Here is a 23,142-nt window from a genome sequence, read left to right as displayed (position 1 = left end):
ATGATCAAACTCTTCAATTTAAGATTTTGTTCGGCTCAATGAATACTGAACATTACATAACGTAATGTTTGAATTGACTGTGCTGAATCCGAAGATTCAATGGTCACTTCGTTTCATTGAAACCTAAATTGTTCCCGAAGAAACTATTTGGATTATCATCAACGAGTGCCCACACAGATTGATAGGTCTATATTGTTAAAGAGCTTGCTTTTCGAGAAACTTTTCTCTCAAAGCGGAGGTGCATTCTAGCGATTTAATTGACAGTGTCAAACACTTTTTCAATTTTATTTTTCGTAGAAGCTTTTTACCTCTCCGACCCTGCTGAAGCCTTATCGCGTCTGCCGTGTCGGTGGATGCGCATTATAGGGAACTCAGATCCGTTCGCAACCCTTTTTTGAAAAAAAATGGAGAAAACTGACTGTTCGATGACTATTTCATCAAAAAAGCAAAAAAGAGGGTAAAAAACCCTCTTTTTTTGCCTCATAAGCCGTATTTAAATGAATGCGTACGCGTCTGCGAACATACGTTCGCTCTTCGCTTTCTTGTTCTGAGTGAACTGTTCACGTGCTGCACCTGCCATTTCGAAGCGACCTGCAATATAGATATCGTAGTTTTCTAAGCTTTCGAAATCTTCACTCACCGCTTGTAGCACGTTACCAACCTTACCTTGCCAATCAGCAGGTGCTTCTTCTACTACTGGAACAAAGTGAACGTTAGTAAACTTATCAGCGATCTCGACCAGTTCTTCTTTTGCATAAAGTTGGCAGTTATCGCGCGCGCCCCAATATAGATAGATAGGGTTGGTTTTGTTCTGCGCTACGCAGTGATCCAGAATCGAGCGCACGTAACTAAAACCTGTACCACCAGCAATTAATAATAGTGGACGTTCACTTTCTTCTTGAACCCAAGCATCACCATGCGGGGCATCAATTTCAATCTGACCATCAGTTTCAAGCGCCGCTTGCATTGCTTCGACAACTTCTTGAGCGTAAGCGTTGTGTTCCGCCGCACCGATATGCAGTTCAAGTTCACCTTCATGACGGCAAGGGCTGCTCGCGATAGAGAAAGGACGTTTGTCTTTTTCACCCATCACTACCATTAGGTACTGACCCGCTTTAAAAGGCACTGGTGATTCTGGGTGAAGAAGGATTTGGTAAGTATTACAAGCTAACGGCTGAATAGACTTTACTTTACATTGGATGGTCATGGTGTTCCTCTCGCTTACTCATCAAAAGTAAGCACTAAATTACTTTCTGTATAGGCTTGGCAAGGGAATATCCAACCTTGCTGTTGCTCTTTTTCGGTTAGCATCGGTTCGAGGTGGTAATTCACCTCGCCCGTTAGCTTTTTACACATGCACATGGCGCAAGCGCCAACTTGGCAACGGTGTGGGAAGCGAATATTGTTGTTGAGCGCAGCTTCCAACACCGTCTCCCCTTCTTTTACTGGAAACGTAACGTCCATTGGTAGAAGGTGGACTTGATGACTCATAGAATACCTAACTGGTCCCAAATCTCATCGACTTTAGCCACAAGTTTAGGATCTTTTTTGATAGGCGTACCCCACTCGCGCGTGACTTCAGATTCGAACTTGTTGGTCGCATCCAATCCTAATTTGGATGAACTCTCAGTATTACCACGCACTTGAGTTGTGTCTCTATCTGGGTCCATTCGAGTTGTTACAGCCCAAATGATGTCATTCCAATCTCGTGCATTGACGTCATCGTCGCACAAGATAATGAATTTGTTATCCGCGTACTGAGAAAAGAATCCCCATAAATATTCCATCAATTCTTGAGATTGACCGGCTTGGTCTTTCTTCATGGTCACAACAGCAAATTGGTTGTTTGCTGTGGCTGGTAGATAGACATCAACAATCTCAGGGCGTTGCTGTTTTAATGCATCCAGATCCGCTTCGTTAATCGCTTTATTGTCACGCTCAGTAACCTTGGTTCGTGTCGCGAGTTCAGCATCCCATTTAATGGTCGCATCCAAGCCCATCTTAGAGCCAAGCCCAACCACTGGCGAAGCAAAGTCGAGCGAGTCGATTGGCGTGTTGTCTATCATCAAGGTATCACGTACAGGATCCATATGCTCTGACATGGCTTTAACGACATCATTCCAATCTCGTGCGTTTACCGATTCATCGCACACAATAACAAACTTGGTGTACATGAATTGACGTAAGAAAGACCACACACCCATCATTACGCGCTTGGCATGTCCTGGGTACTGCTTCTTCATGGTGACGACTGCCATTCGGTACGAACAACCTTCAGGCGGTAGATAGAAGTCTTCAATTTCTGGGAACTGCTTTTGCAGAATCGGCACAAACACTTCGTTTAATGCCACACCCAATACAGCTGGCTCATCTGGCGGACGGCCTGTGTAGGTACTGTGGTAGATTGGGTCTTTACGCATGGTAATGTGCGTAATGGTAAACACGTGGTGCTTTTCTTTTTCATTATAGTAACCAGTGTGATCACCATATGGGCCTTCATCAGCAAACTCGTTTGGGTCGATATAGCCTTCCATGACGATTTCCGCGCTTGCTGGCACTTCCAAATCATTGCTGACTGACTTCACGACTTCCGTTTTGCTGCCACGCAGCAAACCTGCAAACGCGTATTCCGATAGCGTATCTGGCACTGGCGTTACTGCGCCAAGAATGGTTGCGGGGTCTGCACCAAACGCGACCGAAACTGGGAAAGGTTTACCTGGATTGGTTTCCATCCAATCGCGCAGGTCAAGCGCACCACCACGGTGAGCTAACCAACGCATGATGATTTTGTTCTTGGCAATTTTCTGCTGACGATAAATGCCTAGGTTCTGACGTTTCTTGTTTGGACCTTTGGTCACGGTTAAGCCCCACGTAAGCAGTGGTGCAACGTCTTCCGCCCAGCAACTCATTACCGGGATTTTGTCCAAGTCGACTTCATCACCTTGCCACACTATCTCTTGGCACGATGCTTTTCTTAAGCGCTTGGCTGGCATGTTCAATACTTGCTTGAACACTGGCAATTTTTCCAATGCGTCTTTGAAGCCTTTTGGTGGCTCAGGTTCTTTCAAATAAGCCAGCAGCTTACCGACTTCTCTTAATTCTTTAACATCTTCACGTCCCATACCAATCGCGACACGCTCTGGTGTACCAAATAGGTTGGTCAAAACAGGTACGTCGTAGCCAATTGGGTTCTCAAACAACAGCGCAGGTCCACCAGCACGCAAGGTGCGGTCACTGATTTCTGTCATTTCGTAAGCGGGATCGACTGGGTGAGCAATGCGTTTAAGTCGACCTTTCTGTTCTAGGTGGTCGATAAATTCGCGTAAATCCTTAAAACTCATAGGCCTTCATGACTGGCTGATTAAACTGTCCGCAGTATAACAAATAGGAGGACGCTAAGATCCTCCTATTTTGTGTGGGTATGTGAGCCAGATTACTTTAATACTTGCTCTATCTGCCGGGTCTTCACTTGATGGTTGTTAGAGACTAACTCTTCCAACCAGGTTTGATGCCCTTGCTGCGCCAGCTCTCGAGCGACCATTGTAGCTTCTTCCGATAGTGCCATTTTGCTCACTAGAAACTGTTTCACTTGCGGAGATAAAGGGTTGGATTTTGTGAGTAGACTAATGGCTTCTGGTTTGAGTGACGGATTGACGGTGGAGTTCATCAATTGCTGAATTGAAAAAACGTCCCCAACCGTAGCTAAACGCTCGAGTTCGGACTGGCTATTGTAATCCGCTCTCATCCGCCAGAGTAAGTTGTACACTTCCTCATCTTGACTTACTTGCGCTAATCTCACGATCACGGCTGTCGATGGTAGCCAACTGGTCACATTCGCTTTGGTTAACTGAGTGGTTAATGCGGCAAGCGCATGCGGTGATAAGCTGTCCAACTCTCGAATCAAAAGTGCTTCACGCGCCTGAGCTTGTTGAGATTGCCCTGTAAGCCATTGCTTTAAGTCGAGCTCTTTCCGCTCAGCTTGTAGTACAAAGTCCAAGGTACTTTGGTCTTGCTTCCAACGCTTAATCAAGCGGCTCGCAATGGCAGGAAAGTTAAAGGCAGGCACACTAAACTCATACCCGTCCCCTCGCTCTAGAACCTGATAAGTAGGAGTCATACGGATCTGAGACTCAACAAACAGAGCCATTCTAGGCGTGAGAATCACATCTTGCTTCTCAAGCTTTTCCAATAACCGAAAACGCACGACCTCTTGTTGAGGTAAAGCTAGTCGATCAAGGGCAAATTTAAGCGAGTCGACCTCATCCCTGACAACGTAATCAAGCAGTTCAGAGACTTTAGCCTGTATTTGAGTATCCTGAAGCCACTGTTCTACTACAGACTCCTGCATTTCCTTGGCAGATAAAGTCGCAGGTAGTGTGATAAGTGACAAGCTCAGGAGTAATGACGACAACATTCCTTGTTGCATGTTAACCTCCCGATAACATTTTCCTCATTCTGATGCTTCCATCGGGAGAAAGCAACAAAAAAGCCACCGTTAACGGTGGCTTTTTTAGAATAAGGACTCAGCTATTACTGACGACGCATCGCATCGAAGAACTCATCGTTGGTCTTCGTCATCGCTAGCTTATCAATGAGGAACTCCATTGCGTCGATTTCGCCCATTGGGTGAACGATCTTACGCAGAATCCACATTTTCTGTAGTTCATCAGTCTTCGTCAGTAGTTCTTCACGACGTGTACCTGAACGGTTGAAATCAATCGCAGGGAATACACGCTTCTCAGCAATCTTACGGTTCAAGTGCAGTTCCATGTTACCTGTCCCCTTGAACTCTTCGTAGATAACTTCATCCATCTTAGAACCAGTATCTACTAGTGCCGTTGCGATGATCGTTAGGCTACCGCCCTCTTCAACATTACGTGCTGCACCAAAGAAACGCTTAGGACGGTGTAGTGCGTTTGCATCCACACCACCTGTCAGTACTTTACCTGATGAAGGTACTACGGTGTTGTAAGCACGAGCGAGACGAGTGATAGAGTCAAGCAGGATAACCACGTCTTTCTTGTGTTCAACAAGACGTTTTGCTTTCTCGATTACCATTTCCGCTACTTGTACGTGACGAGATGCTGGCTCATCGAAAGTCGACGCGACTACTTCACCTTTAACTAGACGCTGCATCTCTGTTACTTCTTCTGGACGTTCGTCGATAAGAAGTACCATCAACTCACACTCTGGGTGGTTGTATGCGATGCTTTGAGCAATATTTTGCAGAAGCATTGTCTTACCCGCTTTTGGCGGAGCAACAATCAGACCACGTTGACCTTTACCGATAGGCGATGCCAAATCTAAAACACGTGCTGTGATGTCTTCTGTAGAACCGTTACCACGCTCCATTACCATGCGTTCATTTGCATGTAGAGGGGTAAGGTTTTCAAATAGGATCTTGTTACGAGCGTTGTCTGGTTTGTCGTCGTTAACGGTATTGACTTTTAGAAGGGCAAAGTAGCGTTCACCGTCTTTTGGTGGACGAATTTTACCAGCGATAGAGTCACCAGTACGTAGGTTAAAGCGACGAATCTGACTTGGTGATACGTAGATATCGTCCGGACCCGCAAGGTATGAACTATCTGCACTGCGTAGGAAACCAAAGCCGTCTTGCAGAATTTCCAGAACCCCATCGCCAAAGATGTCTTCGCCGCCTTTAGCGTGCGCTTTTAAAATCGCGAAGATGATGTCTTGTTTTCTTAAGCGAGCTAGGTTCTCTAATCCTAAGCTTTCGCCCAGTTTTACAAGGTCAGACACAGGTCTGTTCTTCAGTTCGGTAAGGTTCATGGTGGTGGATTCTTGTTTAGTCAAAATAAGATCTGTTTTCTAGTTAAGATGGATTTGGTCTCAGGATCGACCAAGAAGAGAAATTTGTTCAATTAACGCGCGATAAGTTAGCACTAATTAGTATTCTAGTCCAGAGTTAGAAAAACAAAACCGTGCGTTGTTACTTTGCACGGTTTTATCTGTAATCACTTGGTGATTATAAGTTTGCGTCCAAAAACTCTTTTAGTTGAGTTTTAGACAGAGCACCAACTTTCGTTGCCGCTACGTTGCCGTCTTTGAATAGCAGTAGCGTTGGAATGCCGCGAATACCAAACTTAGGTGGTGTACCTGCGTTATGGTCGATGTTTAGTTTACCGATAGTGAGTTTGCCTTCGTACTCGTCTGCGATTTCGTCCAGAATAGGAGCGATCATTTTACAAGGACCACACCATTCTGCCCAGAAATCCACTAGAACCGGGCCTGCAGCGTTGATTACATCGTTTTCAAAACCGTCATCAGTTAGCTGCAAAATCTTATCACTCATCTTCCACTCCAATGTGTTTTTCGAAACTGGTTGGATGATAACCAGTAATTAGATGCCCTATTGGAATGTATTTACTTTCGTATTGCAAGCTTTAGCTGATATTCTATAGCCATGAAAAAGACGCATATCACAGAGCAAAAGTTCGCCGATTTGGGCTTAAAGCCCCAAGTTATTGAAGGATTGGACAAAAAAGGGTTCGAATTTTGTACCCCTATCCAAGCCTTGGCGTTGCCGGTCCTGCTCACCGGCCAAGACATCGCAGGCCAGGCCCAAACGGGTACTGGTAAAACGCTCGCGTTTCTTACTGCTACATTCAACCACCTTCTGACGACACCAGAGCATGAAGGTCGTAAGCCTACGCAGCCACGCGCAATCATTATGGCGCCAACACGTGAGCTTGCTATTCAGATTTACAATGATGCAGAAGCACTAACTGAGAGCACTGGTCTAAAAACCGCTTTGGCTTACGGTGGTGAAAGCTACGATAAGCAATTGAATAAGCTGCAAGATGGTGTTGATATTCTGATTGGTACGACAGGTCGTATCATCGATTTCTACAAACAGCGCGTATTCAATCTTAACAACATTCAAGCCGTTGTTCTGGATGAAGCCGACCGCATGTTCGATCTTGGCTTTATTAAAGACATTCGCTTCTTGTTCCGTCGTATGCCTGAACCAAAAGAGCGTTTGAACATGCTGTTCTCAGCGACGCTTTCTTACCGCGTTCAAGAACTGGCATTTGAGCACATGAACACCCCTGAGCATGTTGTGGTAGAGCCAGAACAGAAAACTGGTCACCGCATTCAGGAAGAACTTTTCTACCCTTCTAACGAAGATAAAATGGCCCTCCTTCAAACTTTGATTGAAGAAGAATGGCCAGATCGCGCCATCATTTTTGCGAACACGAAACACAAATGTGAATCGGTTTGGGGTCACTTGGCTGCCGATGGACACCGTGTCGGTCTTCTTACTGGTGATGTACCGCAGAAGAAACGTGAAAAGATTCTTGAGCAATTCACCAAAGGTGATGTCGACATTCTTGTTGCAACTGACGTTGCTGCCCGTGGTCTGCATATTCCTCAAGTGACGCACGTTTTCAACTACGACCTTCCTGACGACTGTGAAGATTACGTTCACCGTATTGGCCGTACAGGTCGTGCTGGTGCAAGCGGCCACTCGATCAGTTTTGCTTGTGAAGAGTACGCTATTAACCTGCCTGCAATCGAAGAATACATTGAGCACACTATCCCAGTTTCAGAATACGATTCGTCAGCGCTGATCCAAGATCTGCCAGCGCCAATTCGTATGCGTGCGCCACGCAACCAACAGCGTCGTACGAATACTGGCGGTACTCGTTCAGGTTCAGGTAACCGCAAGCCGCAAGGACGTCGTCCGCGCCAACCGCGTCAATCGGCACCAAAACAATCGTAAAAGGAAACTGAGTTCGTTTATGAGTCAAGCAGGATCATCGCCGCTATACGCCGCCATCGACCTCGGGTCGAACAGTTTTCACATGCTCGTTGTGCGTCATATCGATGGCAGCGTTCAAACAATGGCTAAAATTAAGCGCAAGGTTCGTCTAGCAGCGGGCCTAGATGAACATAATTCTCTTAGTATGGAAGCTATGCAGCGAGGATGGGACTGCTTAAGTCTATTTGCGGAACGCTTGCAGGATATTCCTAAACAAAACATTCGTATTGTAGGCACAGCCACTTTACGTACCGCCACGAATGTAGATGTGTTTCTGGAGAAAGCGAACCAGATTCTTGGTCAACCAATCGACGTTATCTCCGGTGAAGAAGAAGCGGCCACTATCTATAAAGGTGTCGCACACACTTCTGGAGGCAGCGGTCGCCGCCTTGTTGTCGATATCGGTGGCGCAAGTACAGAACTCATCATCGGTGAAGGTTTCGAAGCCAAAGCACTGACCAGTTTAAAAATGGGTTGTGTGACTTGGCTGGAAAACTTCTTTAAAGATCGCCAGTTGAATGCGCGTAACTTTGACGCAGCAATTGAAGGCGCGAAGCAGACAATCCAGCCAATTCTAGAGCGCTATACAGAAATCGGTTGGGATGTGTGCGTTGGCGCATCAGGCACCGTTCAGGCATTGCAAGAGATAATGCTAGCGCAAGGTATGGACGAAGTAATCACTCACTCCAAATTGAAACGCCTGCAGAAGCAAGCCATGTTAGCCGATCATTTAGAAGAGCTCGACATTGAAGGCTTAACGCTTGAGCGTGCATTAGTGTTCCCTAGCGGCCTATCTATTTTGATTGCCGTTTTTGAATTACTGGAAATCGACGCGATGACACTAGCGGGCGGCGCACTACGTGAAGGCTTAGTCTACGAGATGGTTGAAGAGCTACGTCAAGAAGACATCCGTGCTCGCACAATTGCCAGCGTACAAAATCGTTATCAGCTCGATCACCAATACGGTGAACAAGTTGCGACACTGGCAAGCAAACTGTTGGAGCAAGCCGGCGGCGATGAGTGGATTACGGAACCTCAAGGCAAAATATTGCTTGAAACCGCCGCAAAGCTGCATGAAATCGGCTTAACGATCGATTTCAAAAAAGGCGGTGAGCACAGTGCTTACCTACTCCAGAATTTGGATTTACCTGGCTACACTCGCGCGCAGAAGTTCTTTATTGGTGAGATTGCCCGTCGTTATCGAGAACAACTCACCTCACTGCCTGAGCAACACGCGTTATCAGGCTCAAGTGCCAAGCGCGTACTGCGGTTGTTGCGCTTAGCGGTGTTGTTGACTCACCGTCGCAACCAAAACTTAGAGCCAAACGTCGTATTAACGGCTGAAGGTGACAACCTAACCTTAAACATTGATGCACAGTGGCTAGCGGCCAACCCGTTGACCGCCGCTGAGCTAGAAATCGAATCCAACCGTCAAACTGATATCGGTTGGCCATTAACGATTACCTCTGATTAATGGTTGTTATCCCATGACAAAGGCTCCTTCTGGAGCCTTTTTAATACCCGTTATTATCCTATGTACAACTCATAGAGTTTTGAGACACCGATGATCTAAATACTCATTTCGCTGTACATTTGCTTTAGAAACAACAAAGCCGCTATCAAAAGCGGCTTTGTTGCTATTAACTGATGAAAACTATGCCGTCGTCGTAACTTTAAAGTTAGGGTTCACTGCCGTTAGCTTCTTAATTAAGTAATTCAGTAGTACGCCATACATAGGCACAAACAGACCAAGACTAATCACTAACTTAAAGCCGTAGTCCACCAGCGCGATTTCCGTCCAATGTTCCGCCATAAATGGATCTGGACTTTGGTAGAACGCAATCGCGAAGAAGGCGATGGTATCCAGTGCATTACCAAAAAGCGTTGAACACGTTGGGGCCACCCACCACTGTTTCATTTGACGTAGGCGGTTGAACACGTGCACATCCATAATCTGACCAAGTAGATACGCCATGAAGCTAGCAATCGCGATACGAGCAACGAATAAGTTAAATTCCCCTAGGTGACCAAAACCTTGGAACTGCCCCTCGAAGAACACCACCGATAAGAAGTAAGAGACAGCCAAAGCAGGCAACATTACTAAGAAAATGATCTTACGCGCCAACTGAGCACCGAAAATACGTACGGTTAAATCCGTCGCAAGGAAAATAAATGGGAAGGTGAATGCACCCCAGGTGGTATGTAAGCCAAAGATAGTAAACGGTAGCTGAACTAGGTAATTGCTGGATGCAATAATGACTAGATGAAATAAAACCAGATAGATAAGGGCGTTGCGCTGCTGCGCAGGGGTAAAGTTACTCATGCGATACCTTTTTAGTTTGGTTTGGGGGCGAGGGAACCCAAATCGAGCGTTTTCTACAGAGAAAAGCACTCTTACCAACAATGTAAAAAATGACGATTAAACTAACTTAACTCATTCAGAGTAAAGCGGTGGGCGATTATACATTAACCAATTTTACTCACAAGCGGTGTTTTATACGCAAACGTTTCTTCGCGAACATCACGTCAAAACCAAGGGCTTTGATACAAAAATAAGAAAGGGTGTTTCATGTGAAACACCCTTTAAAGAATAGATAACTTGAATTTAGAAGCCGCGTTGGAACAATCCGGCTAAATAGTCGAGCTCTTCCCTACTCTCTTCTATTGTTAGCGCTTCAAACCAAATCGCTTCGCTGTAGTGCTCCGCTTTCATAAACAAGCGGCAGCCTTCAAAATCGATCAACCAAGAGTGAATATCCGCATCCCACTGTTTTTCTACCACAGACGCAGATAATAATTTCACCAAACGCTCACCCAATGCCGGAAAAGTATCGAGGTCAAAGCTTGGAGCGGTAATAATAAGACGCCCTTCTTCAACAATGTAATCAGCGAGACCAAATTCCTTGTGCATATGGATTCCTTATCCGTGGTGAGTAATGTGTTCTTGGATCAGATCCAAGAATGGATCGGCGTATTTTTCTAGTTTACGTTGACCAACACCACTAACCGCTAACATTTCGCCGTATGACGTTGGCAGCATTTCTGCCATATCAATCAAGGTCGCATCACTGAATACCACATATGGTGGTAAACCATCTTCATCGGCGATCGACTTACGTAGCTTACGTAGTTTGGCAAACAACTTCTTATCGTAGTTTTTGCTGGTCAGTTTATCCGACTTCGCGGCACGTGCAGCGGTATCTAAACGTGGAACTGCAAGTTCTAAAGACACATCACCACGTAGTAATGGACGTGCTTCTTCGGTTAATTGCAACGTCGAGTTACGAGTGATGTTTTGAAATAGCAGCCCTTTATGAATTAACTGGCGGAAGATACTCACCCAGTAATCATGGCTGTGATCACGACCAATGCCGTAAGTCGAAATTTTATCGTGGCCGTGTTCGCGCACACGAATGTTTTGCATCCCACGCAGCACCTCAACCACATACGTCATACCAAAACTTTGGTTAACGCGGTAAACACACGACAACGCTTTACGCGCTTCTTCGGTCGCATCAAAGTGTTTTGGTGGATCCAGGCAGATATCACAGTTACCACACGGCTTTTCGCGATACTCTCCAAAATAGTTGAGCAGTACCTGACGACGACAGGTTTGCGCTTCCGCAAAAGCACTCATCGCATTGAGTTTGTGGCTTTCTACCTGCTTCTGCGGTCCATCATCTTTTTCATCCAACATACGACGCAACCAACTGATGTCTGCTGGGTCGTATAGCATCATCGCTTCGGCAGGCAGGCCATCTCGCCCTGCTCGACCGGTTTCCTGATAATAGGACTCGATGTTACGTGGAATATCAAAATGCACGACAAAGCGCACGTTTGGCTTATTGATCCCCATACCGAATGCAACCGTCGCAACGACGATTTGAATGTCATCACGTTGAAAAGCTTCCTGAACGTAAGCTCGCTCTTCAGCATCCATCCCTGCATGATAACCAGCAGCGCGGATATGGTTGTTGCATAGCTTCTCGGTCACCATTTCAACTTTCTTACGACTGCCGCAATAAATAATGCCGCAGCTTCCCTTTTGGGTGGCTAGATAGCGAATGATTTGAGAAACCGGTTTGTGCTTTTCTACCAAGGTGTAACGAATGTTGGGACGATCAAAGCTTCCTAGATACACCTGAGGCTCATGTAAGCGTAAGCGTTCTAGAATATCACGACGCGTCGCATCATCGGCAGTGGCAGTGAGTGCCATAAAGGGCACATGCGAAAAGTGTTGCTTTAACTGACCTAACGCCGCGTATTCTGGGCGAAAATCATGTCCCCACTGAGAGATACAATGTGCTTCATCCACGGCGATCATAGATAAGGGTAAGTTTTCTAAACGCTCAATAAAGTCACGCATTAACACGCGCTCTGGCGAGACATACACTAGCTTAAGCTGACCAGAGTGCATGCGATTATACACACTCAGTAGCTCTTCTCGATTCATGGTCGAGTTCACACACTCCGCAGCTACGCCATTGGCTTTCAGTTGATCAACTTGGTCTTTCATCAATGAAATCAGCGGTGAAATCACCAAGGTAATCCCTGAGCGCACTAACGCCGGAATTTGGTAACAGAGAGATTTACCGCCACCCGTCGGCATGATGACTAAGCTGTCTTTGCCTTCGATAGCGGCTTCAATAACTTCTTGCTGACCATCACGAAACGTCTGGTAACCGAAGACTTCCTCCAACACACGTTGAGGCGTTACAGGCGTATCTGATTGTTCGGCTAGCAAGGTTGAGGTCATGAATAATCTCAGATTGAGTGATCGTAGAAATGCTTTTGCATGCCCAGGCACACAAAGTGAGGGCACATTGTAATGGGGTTTCGTGGTGAATAAAACCGCAAATTGCTAGGTGTTTCGCATCACGACTCGTATACTGATTTTCTGCTCTATAAACACACAATTAGGTGACACCTCATGACACCAGAAGACGAACAACAACGCGCTCGGCAAGGTATCTTGCTGGCGATTGGTGCCTATACCATGTGGGGCATTGCGCCGATGTATTTTAAATCCATCGCACAAGTATCCCCTTTGGAGATTCTGAGCCACCGGGTGATTTGGTCTTTCTTTTTGCTTGCCGCACTCCTTCACTTTGGCCGTCACTGGCGCTCGGTTTACTACATCGCGAAAGACAAAACGAAGATCGCTTACCTGATCGCAAGTTCTGTATTAATTGGCGGAAACTGGCTGATTTTTATCTGGGCGGTCAATTCCAATCATATGCTTGACGCGAGCTTAGGCTATTACATCAACCCATTAATCAATGTCTTGCTCGGTATGGTCTTTTTGGGAGAGCGACTTCGTAAGTTGCAATGGTTTGCTGTCGTATTAGCGGGCTGTGGCGTACTGGTCCAATTGATTGTATTCGGCTCCGTGCCCGTTGTTGCGATGGCGTTAGCAATGAGTTTCGGCTTCTATGGCCTCTTAAGGAAGAAAGTCAGTGTCGATGCAAAAACAGGATTGTTTATCGAAACATTACTTCTTCTGCCTGTCGCCGCCGTGTATCTGCTGTTTATTGCAGAAACCCCAACGTCGAATATGCTCACTAACCCGTTAGCATTAAATAGCTTGTTGATTGCAGCAGGGGTGATTACCACACTGCCCCTACTTTGTTTTACGGGTGCGGCAACAAGACTCAAATTATCAACGTTGGGCTTTTTCCAGTACATCGGCCCAAGCTTGATGTTCTTACTGGCAGTACTGATGTATGGCGAACCCTTTACCATGGATAAAGCGATTACCTTTGCCTTTATTTGGGGAGCGCTAGTCGTATTTAGCTTTGATGGACTGCGCAACAACCGTCGCTCACGCCGAATCGTTCAGCCACAGTGATCGTTTTTTACAAGACAAGTTAGAAATTGCCAGATAAGCTTGGTCACAATGTGACCAAGCTTTTTTTGTATGTAATGGAACAGATTCAATACTACGCAACCGACCATGATCAGCTGAGCCTGATCGAGGCGAAATACCAGAAGTTTGCTTTTCAAAGGCACTATCATCTGGATTTTCACCTCGGTCTAATCACGCATGGCACGCAAAAGTTCCAATATCAAGGCTGTAGCCATCAAGTGGGTCATGGGCAAATCGTAATTATGCCGCCAGATGAACTGCACGACGGGCACTCTAAGCTCGAAAGTGGCTATGAAGTGAATGTATTTGCGATCGAGCCGCACCTACTCAGCGATCTTGCCGATCTTAGTCAAAATGGTCAAATAATCCGCTTTAATGAATTGATCATCTCCGATCCACAGATATTTTCACAACTTAGTAACTTGCATGCTCTTCTTCGCCGCGAGAACCTCAGCCAACTCACCAAAGATTGCCTTCCTTTTGAAGGATTTAATCAACTTTTTGATCGCTACGGATCACTCGCGAGGCAAAAAGTGGTTCCGCTTGGGAAACAGTCTTTGCATACCTTAAAAGATTACTTAATGGCGAATCTCGACCAAACGGTTCGTTTAGATGCCCTATCAGAGCTCTGCCAACTGAGCCCCACGCAATTTCAACGCCATTTCAAAGCGCAAACGGGTATGACTCCCTACGCTTGGTTTGCTCGCTTGCGATTAGAGCAAGGAATGAAACTACTCCAAGCAGGATGGTGTGGTACGGACGTCGCCTATCAAGTGGGCTTTTATGATCAGGCCCACTTTAGTAAAGCGTTTAAACAAACCTATGGCGTCTCGCCTTCGCAAGTGGCACGCTAATATCTCATACGCTGTGGTATTCAGTACTGCTAGTTTTTTACAAGCACTAGCGAATAAGAATCACGACAATAGCTCATATCCACTATGTTTTGAGATGTGTTATGAATGAATCGACTATCCTTTTAACGCTTGCCAGTATCCACTTCATTGCCTTAATGAGCCCAGGTCCGGATTTTGCGCTTGTGGTACAAAATGCCACCCGTCATGGCCGTCAAACTGGCTTATACATTGCGCTTGGCTTATCAGTCGGTATTTTGCTGCATTCTTTATTAAGCCTAACGGGGGTGAGCTATTTAGTTCACCAGCATCCTCTGCTCTACTCCGTCTTACAATTGCTTGGGGGCAGCTATCTGTTGTATTTGGGTATCGGTGCACTGCGCGGCGTGATCGCGACGATCAAAAAACCACTTTCTGATCAGCCAAGCAAAAACAGTAACCTTGTGATCGGTAATAAACGTCAGGCGTTTACCAAGGGGTTCGCAACCAATATTCTCAACCCCAAAGCCTTAGTATTTTTTGTGAGTTTAATGTCGAGCCTTGTCCCAGTGGGCATGTCGGTGACAGGAAAAGGAATCGCTCTGGTGATTTTGTTTGGTTTGTCGCTACTCTGGTTTTCTAGCCTTGCATGGATGCTGTCAACGCAGCGCTTGCAAACAAGATTGCAGCAAGCCGGCATTTATATAGATGGTTTATGTGGTGTGGTATTTACCCTAGTTGGCAGCAGTATTTTAGTGCAAACCTTCCGCTCCTTTCTCGATAACTCTCTGATTTAAAAGCGTCGCACACTCGACATTTCTTTAATAGGAAACTCGACGACTATCTCCGTGGCTGCCAAGCTGAATAACCTTAGTTGGCAACATGGAGAGTCATCATGCAATGGACATTTAACCGACTCGTACTCTCGGGTCTTTTTCTTACTTCCCCTTTCACCTTCACTGGACAAGCCTTCGCTAACCAAGCTGCAGATTCGGTCGCACCAGAGCACAGCACTGGCATTGAGCAAAAGCAGCTGGTCAAAGCTAAAGATTATATGGTTACCGCTGCTAACCCACTGGCGACTCAAGCGGGTGCAGACGTACTTGAGCAAGGCGGGAATGCGATAGATGCCATGGTCGCGGTGCAATTGATGCTCGGCTTAGTTGAACCCCAGTCATCAGGCGTTGGTGGTGGTGCGTTCTTAGTGTATTGGGATAGTGAAAAGCAAAAACTGACCACTTACGACGGACGTGAAACCGCCCCCCTCGCCGTAACGCCAAAGCTATTTTTAGATGAGAACGGTCAGCCATTGCAATTCTACGATGCCGTGGTTGGAGGACGCTCTGTCGCAACACCAGGCACCGTGAAACTATTGTGGGATACCCACCAGAAATACGGCAAGCTGGAATGGAAAAAGATCATTCAGCCTGTTATCTCGCTTGCGGAGCAAGGATTCAAAGTCAGTCCTCGCCTAGCAAGCTTGATAGAAAAAGACGCCGAGCGTTTATCACGCTTTCCAGTAACAAAAGCCTATTTCTTTAACTCGGATGGCTCGCCAAAAACCGAAGGTACGCTATTAAAAAACCCTGAATACGCACAAACGCTGAGTGCTATTGCTAAGCAAGGCGCCCAAGCCTTCTACCATGGGGACATAGCCAGAGACATTATCAAGACGGTACAAAACGCGCCGGGCAACCCCGGCGTATTAGCCCAACCCGACTTTGATACCTACCAAATCAGACAACGTGAGCCGGTTTGTGCAGCATACCAAAGCTATGACATTTGCGGCATGGGACCACCAAGCTCTGGCGCGCTCACCATTGGTCAGATTTTGGCGATCACTGAACAGTACGATCTCAAAGGCTGGGGGGCTAACAGCATTAAATCTTGGCAAGTACTCGCCGATGCATCGCGTCTAGCGTTTGCTGACCGTGGTAAATACATGGCAGACCAAGATTACGTGCCGATGCCAACGCAAGGCTTGCTTGATGAAAGCTACCTCCAGCAGCGAGCAGAGCTGATCCAAGTCGGCAAAGCACTAAGCAAAGTTGAAGCGGGCAATCCTCCGTGGTCGCACGCAATGAACTTAAGCATAGACGAGTCCATTGAACTCCCTTCCACCAGCCATTTCAATATCGTCGATAAGCAAGGCAATGTGGTTTCCATGACGACCACCATTGAGAATGCGTTTGGCTCGCGCTTAATGGTGCGTGGCTTCTTGCTCAATAATGAACTGACCGATTTTTCTTTCCGTACTCATAACGACGGAATCCCAATCGCCAACCGCATAGAACCAGGCAAGCGTCCACGATCTTCAATGGCCCCGACCATTATGATGAAAGATAACAAACCTTACATGGCGATAGGTTCTCCGGGTGGCAGTCGAATCATCGGTTACGTGGCGCAAACAATCATTGCCCACACGCAATGGGATATGGATATCCAACAAGCAATCAATCAACCACGATTACTCGACCGTTTTGGCACCTTAGATATTGAGCAAGGTACCGCTGCAGAAGGCTTACAGCCAGAGCTGGAGAAGATGGGCTTTAAAACCAATGTTCGTGATTTGAATTCTGGACTGCATGCGATACGCATAACAAAAGATGGACTAGAAGGTGCCGCAGATCCTCGTCGAGAAGGAGCAGCAATCGGCAAATAGGCCTGTTTTGCTCGACTCCTTGTGCGAGATCTCTCACAAGGAGTGGAGCAAACCTCTCTTTTTTAATGGTAAAACAGCCCACAAATAACCATAAGATATTGAATAATATAAACATGTTTATTTTTCAAACGCTTTTAATTGAGAAAAATGTGGGCTTCTACCATTGTTGAGAATCGTGAAGAGCGTAATATGAACCTTGTCGGGAGGATGCTGACACGGAACAGGAAAAACCACGGATTTGGTGAACTTCAGGAAGAAGAAACGGGTATTCAGGATGAATAGTCGGGCATGGATTGCAAAACTGGACATTGAACGGAATCAATAGCAACTAGGACGGTTGCTACTAAGGACGGGAAATGGACACCTCTGGACGAGGAAAGGACTGAACATCAGGATGATGTCATGGACACCGCTCAGGGAACAAGTGATGAGAGCTAACGAGGATGGTTAGCAGACCAGGATAAGGTCAAGGACACCGCTAGGAAGGCGACGAAAGGATTAAGCTGAAGGAATGCAGCGCGCTATCAAGGATTTGATGCATGGAGCACTTTTAGTAGCTGGATTGCTGCGAGTAAGACTATAACCCCGACGGGCGTAAGCCCTCGGGGTTTTTCTTTGTCTAAAGATAAGCGATTTAGACTAAGAGCCTTTTCGAATAGCGTCATTTAGCTCCCTATCTTTCAGCATTTTGTTGATTCAAAACAACCAAAACAGAAAGAGCCACCGAAGCAGCTCTTATGTTCATTTTTTCACAAAGCCCTACAGCTTCTCCAATCGCGCGTAAGCGGTGACTAACCATTTAATGCCTTCACCATTGAAAGCAATCTGCACTCGGCTTTGTGGGCCACTGCCCTCAAAGTTGATGATCGTTCCTTCACCAAATTTCGGATGCATCACACGAGAACCTAGTGAAAAACCAGTCTCATTGAAGTTTTCTTTTACTGCGGTTTGGCTAAAACGTCCACTACTTGAAGGGCGACTCACTTGCGCCTTCATGCGCACTTCATCCAAACACGTTTCTGGTAATTCACGAATAAAGCGCGATGGTTTGTGGTATTTGTCCTGGCCATATAGGCGACGCATTTCCGCGTAAGTAATGTAGAGCTTTTGCATCGCGCGCGTCATACCCACATAACACAGACGGCGCTCTTCTTCCAAACGCCCTGCCTCTTCAGCGGACATCTGGCTTGGGAACATACCTTCTTCCACACCGACCATGAATACCAATGGGAACTCCAAACCTTTCGCACTGTGCAGCGTCATCAGTTGGACTGCATCTTCAAATTCGTCCGCCTGACCTTCGCCCGCTTCCAGAGCCGCATGCGTTAAAAATGCCGTCAGCAGAGACATTTCTTCCGCTTCTTCTGGTTTTTCGAATTGGCGAGTGGCGGTAACCAGCTCCTCCAAGTTTTCTATGCGAGCTTTAGACTTTTCGCCCTTCTCTTGCTCATACATCGCAAACAAACCCGAGTACTTGATCACGTGGTCCGTTTGCTCATGCAATGGCATTTCTAGTGTATCGTCTTCCAACGCGGTGATTAATTCGACAAAACGACTTAACGCGCCAGCTGCTCGACCCGGTAATACTTGCTCATCGAGCATTGCCAGACTGGCTTCCCACATAGTGCACCCTCTATCACGAGCTGCACGACGGATAGTCTCTAGCGTCTTATCGCCCAGACCACGTGTTGGGGTATTCACGACACGTTCAAACGCGGCATCATCGTTGCGATTCGCCATCAAACGCAAGTAGCTCAACGCATCTCTGATTTCTTGACGCTCGAAGAATCGCATGCCTCCGTAAATACGGTACGGTAAGCCTGCCTGAATTAATGCTTCTTCCAAAACACGAGATTGCGCGTTGTTACGATACAGCATCGCAGCATCATTCAATGCGCCGCCATTCTCTTGCCACTCTTTGATTTTATTGACCGCAAAGCGCGCTTCATCAAGCTCGTTATAAGCGCTGTAAACCGAGATCGGCTCTCCCACATTGCCATCCGTCCACAGCTCTTTACCCATACGTTCAGTGTTGTTCGCAATCAAGGTATTGGACGCTTCAAGAATCGTCTTGGTCGAACGATAGTTTTGTTCGAGACGAATGGTGTTCACGCTCGGAAACTCCAGCGTGAACTTCTCAATGTTCTCGACTTTTGCACCGCGCCAACCATAAATTGACTGGTCGTCGTCACCAACAATCATCACGTGACAATCTGGGCCAGCCATCATGCGCAGCCAAGCGTATTGAATGTTGTTGGTGTCTTGGAATTCGTCAACCAAGATATGCTTAAAGCGTGCTTGGTAGTGTTCACGCACAAACTTGTTGTCACGCAGTAGCTCATGCGCGCGCAGCAAAATTTCCGCAAAGTCCACTAAGCCAGCACGATCACACGCTTCTTGGTAAGCGGTATACAGCTGCAAATAAGTTTTGGTCACTGGATCGTGATAAGCGTCGATATGCGATGGGCGTAATCCTTCGTCCTTCTTACCATTAATCCACCATGAAACTTGGCGTGCAGGCCACTGCTTTTCATCCAAGTTTTGCGCTTTGATCAAACGCTTTAACAAGCGCTGCTGATCATCGCTGTCTATGATTTGGAAATCTTCCGGTAGCTTGGCATCAAGATAGTGTGCACGCAAAATGCGGTGACAAATACCGTGGAAAGTCCCATTCCACATGCCAGATGCACTGCCCATCATCAACTCTTCAATACGACCACGCATTTCTGCTGCCGCTTTATTGGTGAAGGTGACCGACATGATCGAGAAAGGAGAAGCTTGCTCGACTGACATAAGCCAAGCGATACGGTGAACAAGAACGCGAGTCTTACCACTCCCTGCACCAGCAAGGACAAGTAAGTTTTCTAGAGGAGCTGCAACGGCTTCACGCTGTTTATCGTTTAGACCGTCGAGTAATAGAGATGGATCCATCATGATGAGCTACTGGTTATTTATACATAAAAACCGATTATAACCTAAACAGCTGGGTGCTGTTTAGACAAAACTTGATAAAAAATTCGTTGTTTTTTTAATCTTTCATTCAAAGAGTTAACGAAGGTAATCACTCCAAAACCATTCGCGAGAGTTATTTTTATGAAAGTTTTTCTGCCTCATCTCTATCTTTTAATTTAAGCAAGTGGATAAAGGTTGTACGCCAAACGGCGAATCGACTTGCCGAATGAAAGTAAAAGGAAATCACTCAGAGGAAATTATGATGAAAAAATCGAATCTTGCTGTTACTGCTGCTGTTACTGGCCTTCTTGCTCTTGGTGGCACCATGCTCACCGCAGCCCCTGCTGTCGCAGCAGAAAAAGAAAAGTGTTATGGCGTGGCGAAAGCCGGTAAAAATGACTGCGCAACGAAAAACAGCTCTTGCGCGGGCACCTCTAAAGAAGACAACCAAAAAGATGCTTTTGTTGTCGTTCCTAAAGGATTGTGTGACAAGTTGGCTGGCGGTAGCACCAGCGGCTCATAACTCAACATCACAAGTTTCTGTGGGGCGCGTTGCACTTTAACCAACGCCCCCAGTTACTCGCCAATCAGAAAAGGAGTTTCACGTGAAACATCACTCTTTCCATCCTCTTGCTGGCGTCGGATTACGTTCCCCTCATCTCGATTATTTTAGCCAACACAAACCTGAGCTGTCGTGGCTAGAAATCCACAGCGAGAACTACTTTCAGCCCAACTCAGTAGAGCGCCATCAACTGCAAGCATTACGCGAGCACTACCAAATTAGTTGCCACGGTATTGGTTTGTCGCTGGGTTCGGTGGAACGTGTGAATCCGAAACATTTAGCGCAACTAAAAGCATTGATAAATACAGTTGACCCGCTCTTCGTTTCTGACCATTTAAGTTGGAGTGAAAATGGTGGTCACTACTTCAATGATCTACTTCCCTTACCTTACACGGAAGAAGCGCTGCAAGTCTTCACTCGTAACGTGCTTGAAGTGCAAGAATATCTACAACGTGAAATCTTAATTGAGAACCCATCTAGTTATGTGAAGTTTCACCATTCAACCATCAGTGAATGGGACTTTCTTACCGAAGTGCAAAAGCGCACCGACTGTCGTTTATTACTCGACTTAAATAACGTATATGTTTCCGCCTTCAATCACGGTTTTGATTGCGACACATACCTAGATGCGATTCCAGCCGACAAAGTCGACGAGATTCATTTGGCAGGTTTTACTATTAAGCCGTTGGATAAAGGTGAGATTTGGATTGATACTCATAGCCGGACCGTCAGTGATGAAGTATGGCAGCTGTTCGCCAGTTGGACGCAAAAACATGGCCATCGTCATACGCTGATTGAATGGGATTTGGATATTCCAGCACCAGAAATCCTCCTTGGCGAAGCAGAAAAAGCATCCTCACTATTGCAGAAAAATCATTTAATTGACCAAAAGAGCAAAAGGAAAGCGTCATGAATCTTGCGACCTTGCAGAGTCGATTTGCTAAAGCCCTACATTATCAAGCGCTCGGTGAAGAATGCGACATTGTGAGTGACAAGTTTACCGCAGATGAACGCATACAGATTTACCGCAATAACTTTATCATCAGCTTGAGTGAGGTATTGGCAGCGACCTACCCAATGGTTGAAGCCTTAGTTGGAAAAGAGTGCTTCGATCAAATTGCTCGCCAACACGTACTTTCTCACCCCTTAGCAGAAGGTAATGTCGTACATTATGGTGTGGGCTTTCAAGATACGATTATGCAGTTTAGTCAGGTCATGACCCAAGCCCCGTACACTCCTGAAGTCGCAAGGTTTGAATGGCATATGGACTTAGCTCGACAAATACAGAATGAGAAAGTCGAAAAACCAAATCGAATCCCTTTATCTGCACTTACCCAAGTGACGGAAGAACAACAACCTCAATTGGTGTTTCATTTGCGCACTGGCAGCCGCAGCTTTGACTCAAACTACGCCGTATTTGATCTCTTTCATGCGATTCAACACCAAGATTTTGAACAGCTCAATATCAATCAATTACAGCGAGGTGTCATCTCGATTCAAGCCAATGGAGAAGCTCAATGTCACGCACTCGATACCGATGTTTTTCAACTGCTGCAATGTTTAGAGCAGAAGCAGAGTTTGAGCGAAATACCCGAAGCTTTGCTCGTTCACCTTAATAGCATCATGGCACTCGATCTCGTTGACGGCTTTACATTGAAATCAATCTAAGGAGCACTCTATGACGAACACGGTTAAAAACTTAATCAATCGGTACGACGACTTGATCAATACCTTACAAGCTGGCTTTATCCCTTTACTACTTCTCTTTTGTCGCTTGTGGGTTGCATGGGTGTTCTTCAATTCAGGGTTAATCAAAGTTTCTTCTTGGGATAGCACGCTGTATCTATTCGAATTGGAATACCAAGTGCCACTTTTGCCTTGGGAGTTAGCGGCCTACATGGGAACGACTGCCGAGTTAATTCTGCCAGTATTTTTAGCGTTGGGATTAATTACCCGCCCGATGGCTGCGATTCTGTTTGTGTTCAATATCATCGCGGTCATCTCTTACCCGGTATTGTGGGAAAAAGGGTTCTATGACCATCAATTGTGGGGATTCATGATTTTAGTGGTCATCGTATGGGGACCGGGAGTTATCTCTATTGACCATGTTATAAAGAACAAGTTGACGCGATAAAAAAATCCCCGCAGTGGCGGGGACTTTTTATTGTTTATTTAAGTAAGCAAGAAGCTCATCAGCTGAGATGCCCTGTTGAGCAAGATCTTTTGCCAACAGCTCAACTTGTTCACCTTTGCGCGACTCAATCACTTGCTGGAATTGGTACACGATATCACGCAAAATTGGCAGAGGTACTTGTTTAGCCGCACTACGAATACGCTCGGAGCTTTGATTACCCAGCTCATTAAGCAACTTGCCAAACATCACCTTTTCTGGTGAATCTTCCATTTGCTCTAGAATACGAGCCATTTCATACGTGGTTAACGACATTACTTTTTGAGTTCCGTTATGGTGTCAGGAAAAGTCTGAAC

22 protein-coding genes are annotated in these 23,142 nt (G+C 46.1%); 11 read left to right on the top strand and 11 right to left on the bottom strand.

Going from position 1 to position 23,142, the window contains the following annotated elements; translation table 11 throughout:
* Positions 1-493: 493 nt before the first annotated feature.
* The 6 genes from fre to trxA all read right to left on the bottom strand — a co-directional run bounded on the left by fre (position 494) and on the right by trxA (position 6,313).
* Positions 494-1,207: an NAD(P)H-flavin reductase gene (gene fre, locus L3V30_RS22905; protein WP_005398442.1), complete on the bottom strand. Its 714-nt coding sequence runs from the start codon at positions 1,205-1,207 to the stop codon at positions 494-496.
* Positions 1,208-1,221: 14 nt separating this feature from the next.
* Complete coding sequence (locus L3V30_RS22900; protein ID WP_012841284.1) at positions 1,222-1,491, bottom strand: 2Fe-2S iron-sulfur cluster-binding protein; 270 nt, start codon at positions 1,489-1,491, stop codon at positions 1,222-1,224.
* A complete protein-coding gene (gene ubiD / locus L3V30_RS22895) occupies positions 1,488-3,341 on the bottom strand; it encodes a 4-hydroxy-3-polyprenylbenzoate decarboxylase (RefSeq protein WP_237309982.1) in 1,854 nt (617 codons plus the stop codon). The genes L3V30_RS22900 and ubiD overlap by 4 nt, the downstream gene beginning before the upstream one ends.
* Positions 3,342-3,433: 92 nt before the next feature.
* Positions 3,434-4,426, bottom strand: coding sequence for a hypothetical protein (locus L3V30_RS22890; RefSeq protein WP_005398448.1), 993 nt, complete (start codon positions 4,424-4,426; stop codon positions 3,434-3,436).
* 104 nt (positions 4,427-4,530) lie between these two features.
* A complete protein-coding gene (gene rho, locus L3V30_RS22885) occupies positions 4,531-5,790 on the bottom strand; it encodes a transcription termination factor Rho (RefSeq protein ID WP_005378757.1) in 1,260 nt (419 codons plus the stop codon).
* 196 nt (positions 5,791-5,986) lie between these two features.
* Complete coding sequence (gene trxA, locus L3V30_RS22880; protein ID WP_004745500.1) at positions 5,987-6,313, bottom strand: thioredoxin TrxA; 327 nt, start codon at positions 6,311-6,313, stop codon at positions 5,987-5,989.
* 111 nt (positions 6,314-6,424) lie between these two features.
* Between trxA and rhlB the strand changes: the two genes are divergently transcribed.
* Entirely contained in the window at positions 6,425-7,744 is a 1,320-nt protein-coding gene (gene rhlB, locus L3V30_RS22875; RefSeq protein ID WP_005397003.1) for an ATP-dependent RNA helicase RhlB, read from the top strand.
* A 19-nt stretch (positions 7,745-7,763) separates the two neighbouring features.
* Positions 7,764-9,257, top strand: a complete 1,494-nt coding sequence (gene gppA, locus L3V30_RS22870; protein ID WP_046874560.1) for a guanosine-5'-triphosphate,3'-diphosphate diphosphatase — start codon at positions 7,764-7,766, stop codon at positions 9,255-9,257.
* A 180-nt stretch (positions 9,258-9,437) separates the two neighbouring features.
* Here the strand turns inward: gppA and L3V30_RS22865 are convergent, their stop codons facing one another.
* The 3 genes from L3V30_RS22865 to recQ form a co-directional block, all read right to left on the bottom strand.
* Positions 9,438-10,106, bottom strand: coding sequence for a 7-cyano-7-deazaguanine/7-aminomethyl-7-deazaguanine transporter (locus tag L3V30_RS22865; protein WP_005397008.1), 669 nt, complete (start codon positions 10,104-10,106; stop codon positions 9,438-9,440).
* Between the two features lie 282 nt (positions 10,107-10,388).
* Positions 10,389-10,694 (bottom strand): DUF3630 family protein, encoded by a 306-nt coding sequence (locus L3V30_RS22860; RefSeq protein WP_047010220.1) that lies wholly within the window; start codon positions 10,692-10,694, stop codon positions 10,389-10,391.
* 9 nt (positions 10,695-10,703) lie between these two features.
* A complete protein-coding gene (recQ, locus tag L3V30_RS22855) occupies positions 10,704-12,539 on the bottom strand; it encodes an ATP-dependent DNA helicase RecQ (RefSeq protein WP_203346819.1) in 1,836 nt (611 codons plus the stop codon).
* Between the two features lie 174 nt (positions 12,540-12,713).
* On the opposite strand from recQ, the gene rarD reads away from it, so the two are divergent.
* The 5 genes from rarD to L3V30_RS24005 all read left to right on the top strand — a co-directional run bounded on the left by rarD (position 12,714) and on the right by L3V30_RS24005 (position 17,423).
* Complete coding sequence (gene rarD / locus L3V30_RS22850; RefSeq protein WP_006743075.1) at positions 12,714-13,631, top strand: EamA family transporter RarD; 918 nt, start codon at positions 12,714-12,716, stop codon at positions 13,629-13,631.
* A 74-nt stretch (positions 13,632-13,705) separates the two neighbouring features.
* Entirely contained in the window at positions 13,706-14,503 is a 798-nt protein-coding gene (locus L3V30_RS22845; RefSeq protein WP_006743074.1) for an AraC family transcriptional regulator, read from the top strand.
* 101 nt (positions 14,504-14,604) lie between these two features.
* Positions 14,605-15,276, top strand: coding sequence for a LysE family translocator (locus L3V30_RS22840; protein WP_203343849.1), 672 nt, complete (start codon positions 14,605-14,607; stop codon positions 15,274-15,276).
* Positions 15,277-15,374: 98 nt separating this feature from the next.
* Complete coding sequence (ggt, locus tag L3V30_RS22835) at positions 15,375-17,141, top strand: gamma-glutamyltransferase (RefSeq protein ID WP_237309981.1); 1,767 nt, start codon at positions 15,375-15,377, stop codon at positions 17,139-17,141.
* A gap of 147 nt (positions 17,142-17,288) precedes the next feature.
* Positions 17,289-17,423, top strand: a complete 135-nt coding sequence (locus tag L3V30_RS24005; RefSeq protein ID WP_267136972.1) for a hypothetical protein — start codon at positions 17,289-17,291, stop codon at positions 17,421-17,423.
* Between the two features lie 477 nt (positions 17,424-17,900).
* Here the strand turns inward: L3V30_RS24005 and uvrD are convergent, their stop codons facing one another.
* Positions 17,901-20,075, bottom strand: coding sequence for a DNA helicase II (uvrD, locus tag L3V30_RS22830; RefSeq protein WP_046874565.1), 2,175 nt, complete (start codon positions 20,073-20,075; stop codon positions 17,901-17,903).
* 280 nt (positions 20,076-20,355) lie between these two features.
* Between uvrD and L3V30_RS22825 the strand changes: the two genes are divergently transcribed.
* The 4 genes from L3V30_RS22825 (at position 20,356) to L3V30_RS22810 (ending at position 22,789) form a co-directional block, all read left to right on the top strand.
* On the top strand, positions 20,356-20,616 hold the full coding sequence (locus L3V30_RS22825) for a DUF2282 domain-containing protein (RefSeq protein WP_031780600.1): 261 nt from the start codon (positions 20,356-20,358) through the stop codon (positions 20,614-20,616).
* 82 nt (positions 20,617-20,698) lie between these two features.
* Positions 20,699-21,568, top strand: coding sequence for a DUF692 domain-containing protein (locus L3V30_RS22820; RefSeq protein WP_237309980.1), 870 nt, complete (start codon positions 20,699-20,701; stop codon positions 21,566-21,568).
* Entirely contained in the window at positions 21,565-22,323 is a 759-nt protein-coding gene (locus tag L3V30_RS22815) for a DNA-binding domain-containing protein (RefSeq protein WP_145533211.1), read from the top strand. Before L3V30_RS22820 ends, L3V30_RS22815 begins: the two co-directional genes overlap by 4 nt.
* Before the next feature lie 10 nt (positions 22,324-22,333).
* Positions 22,334-22,789, top strand: coding sequence for a DoxX family protein (locus L3V30_RS22810; protein ID WP_237309979.1), 456 nt, complete (start codon positions 22,334-22,336; stop codon positions 22,787-22,789).
* A gap of 27 nt (positions 22,790-22,816) precedes the next feature.
* Here the strand turns inward: L3V30_RS22810 and L3V30_RS22805 are convergent, their stop codons facing one another.
* On the bottom strand, positions 22,817-23,101 hold the full coding sequence (locus tag L3V30_RS22805; protein ID WP_005397034.1) for a hypothetical protein: 285 nt from the start codon (positions 23,099-23,101) through the stop codon (positions 22,817-22,819).
* Positions 23,102-23,142: the final 41 nt, after the last annotated feature.

The sequence above is a fragment of the Vibrio sp. A1-1 genome, assembly GCF_021728175.1.
GTDB classification, from domain to species: Bacteria; Pseudomonadota; Gammaproteobacteria; order Enterobacterales; family Vibrionaceae; genus Vibrio; species Vibrio diabolicus.
This window is presented reverse-complemented; position numbering and strand designations above follow the sequence as displayed.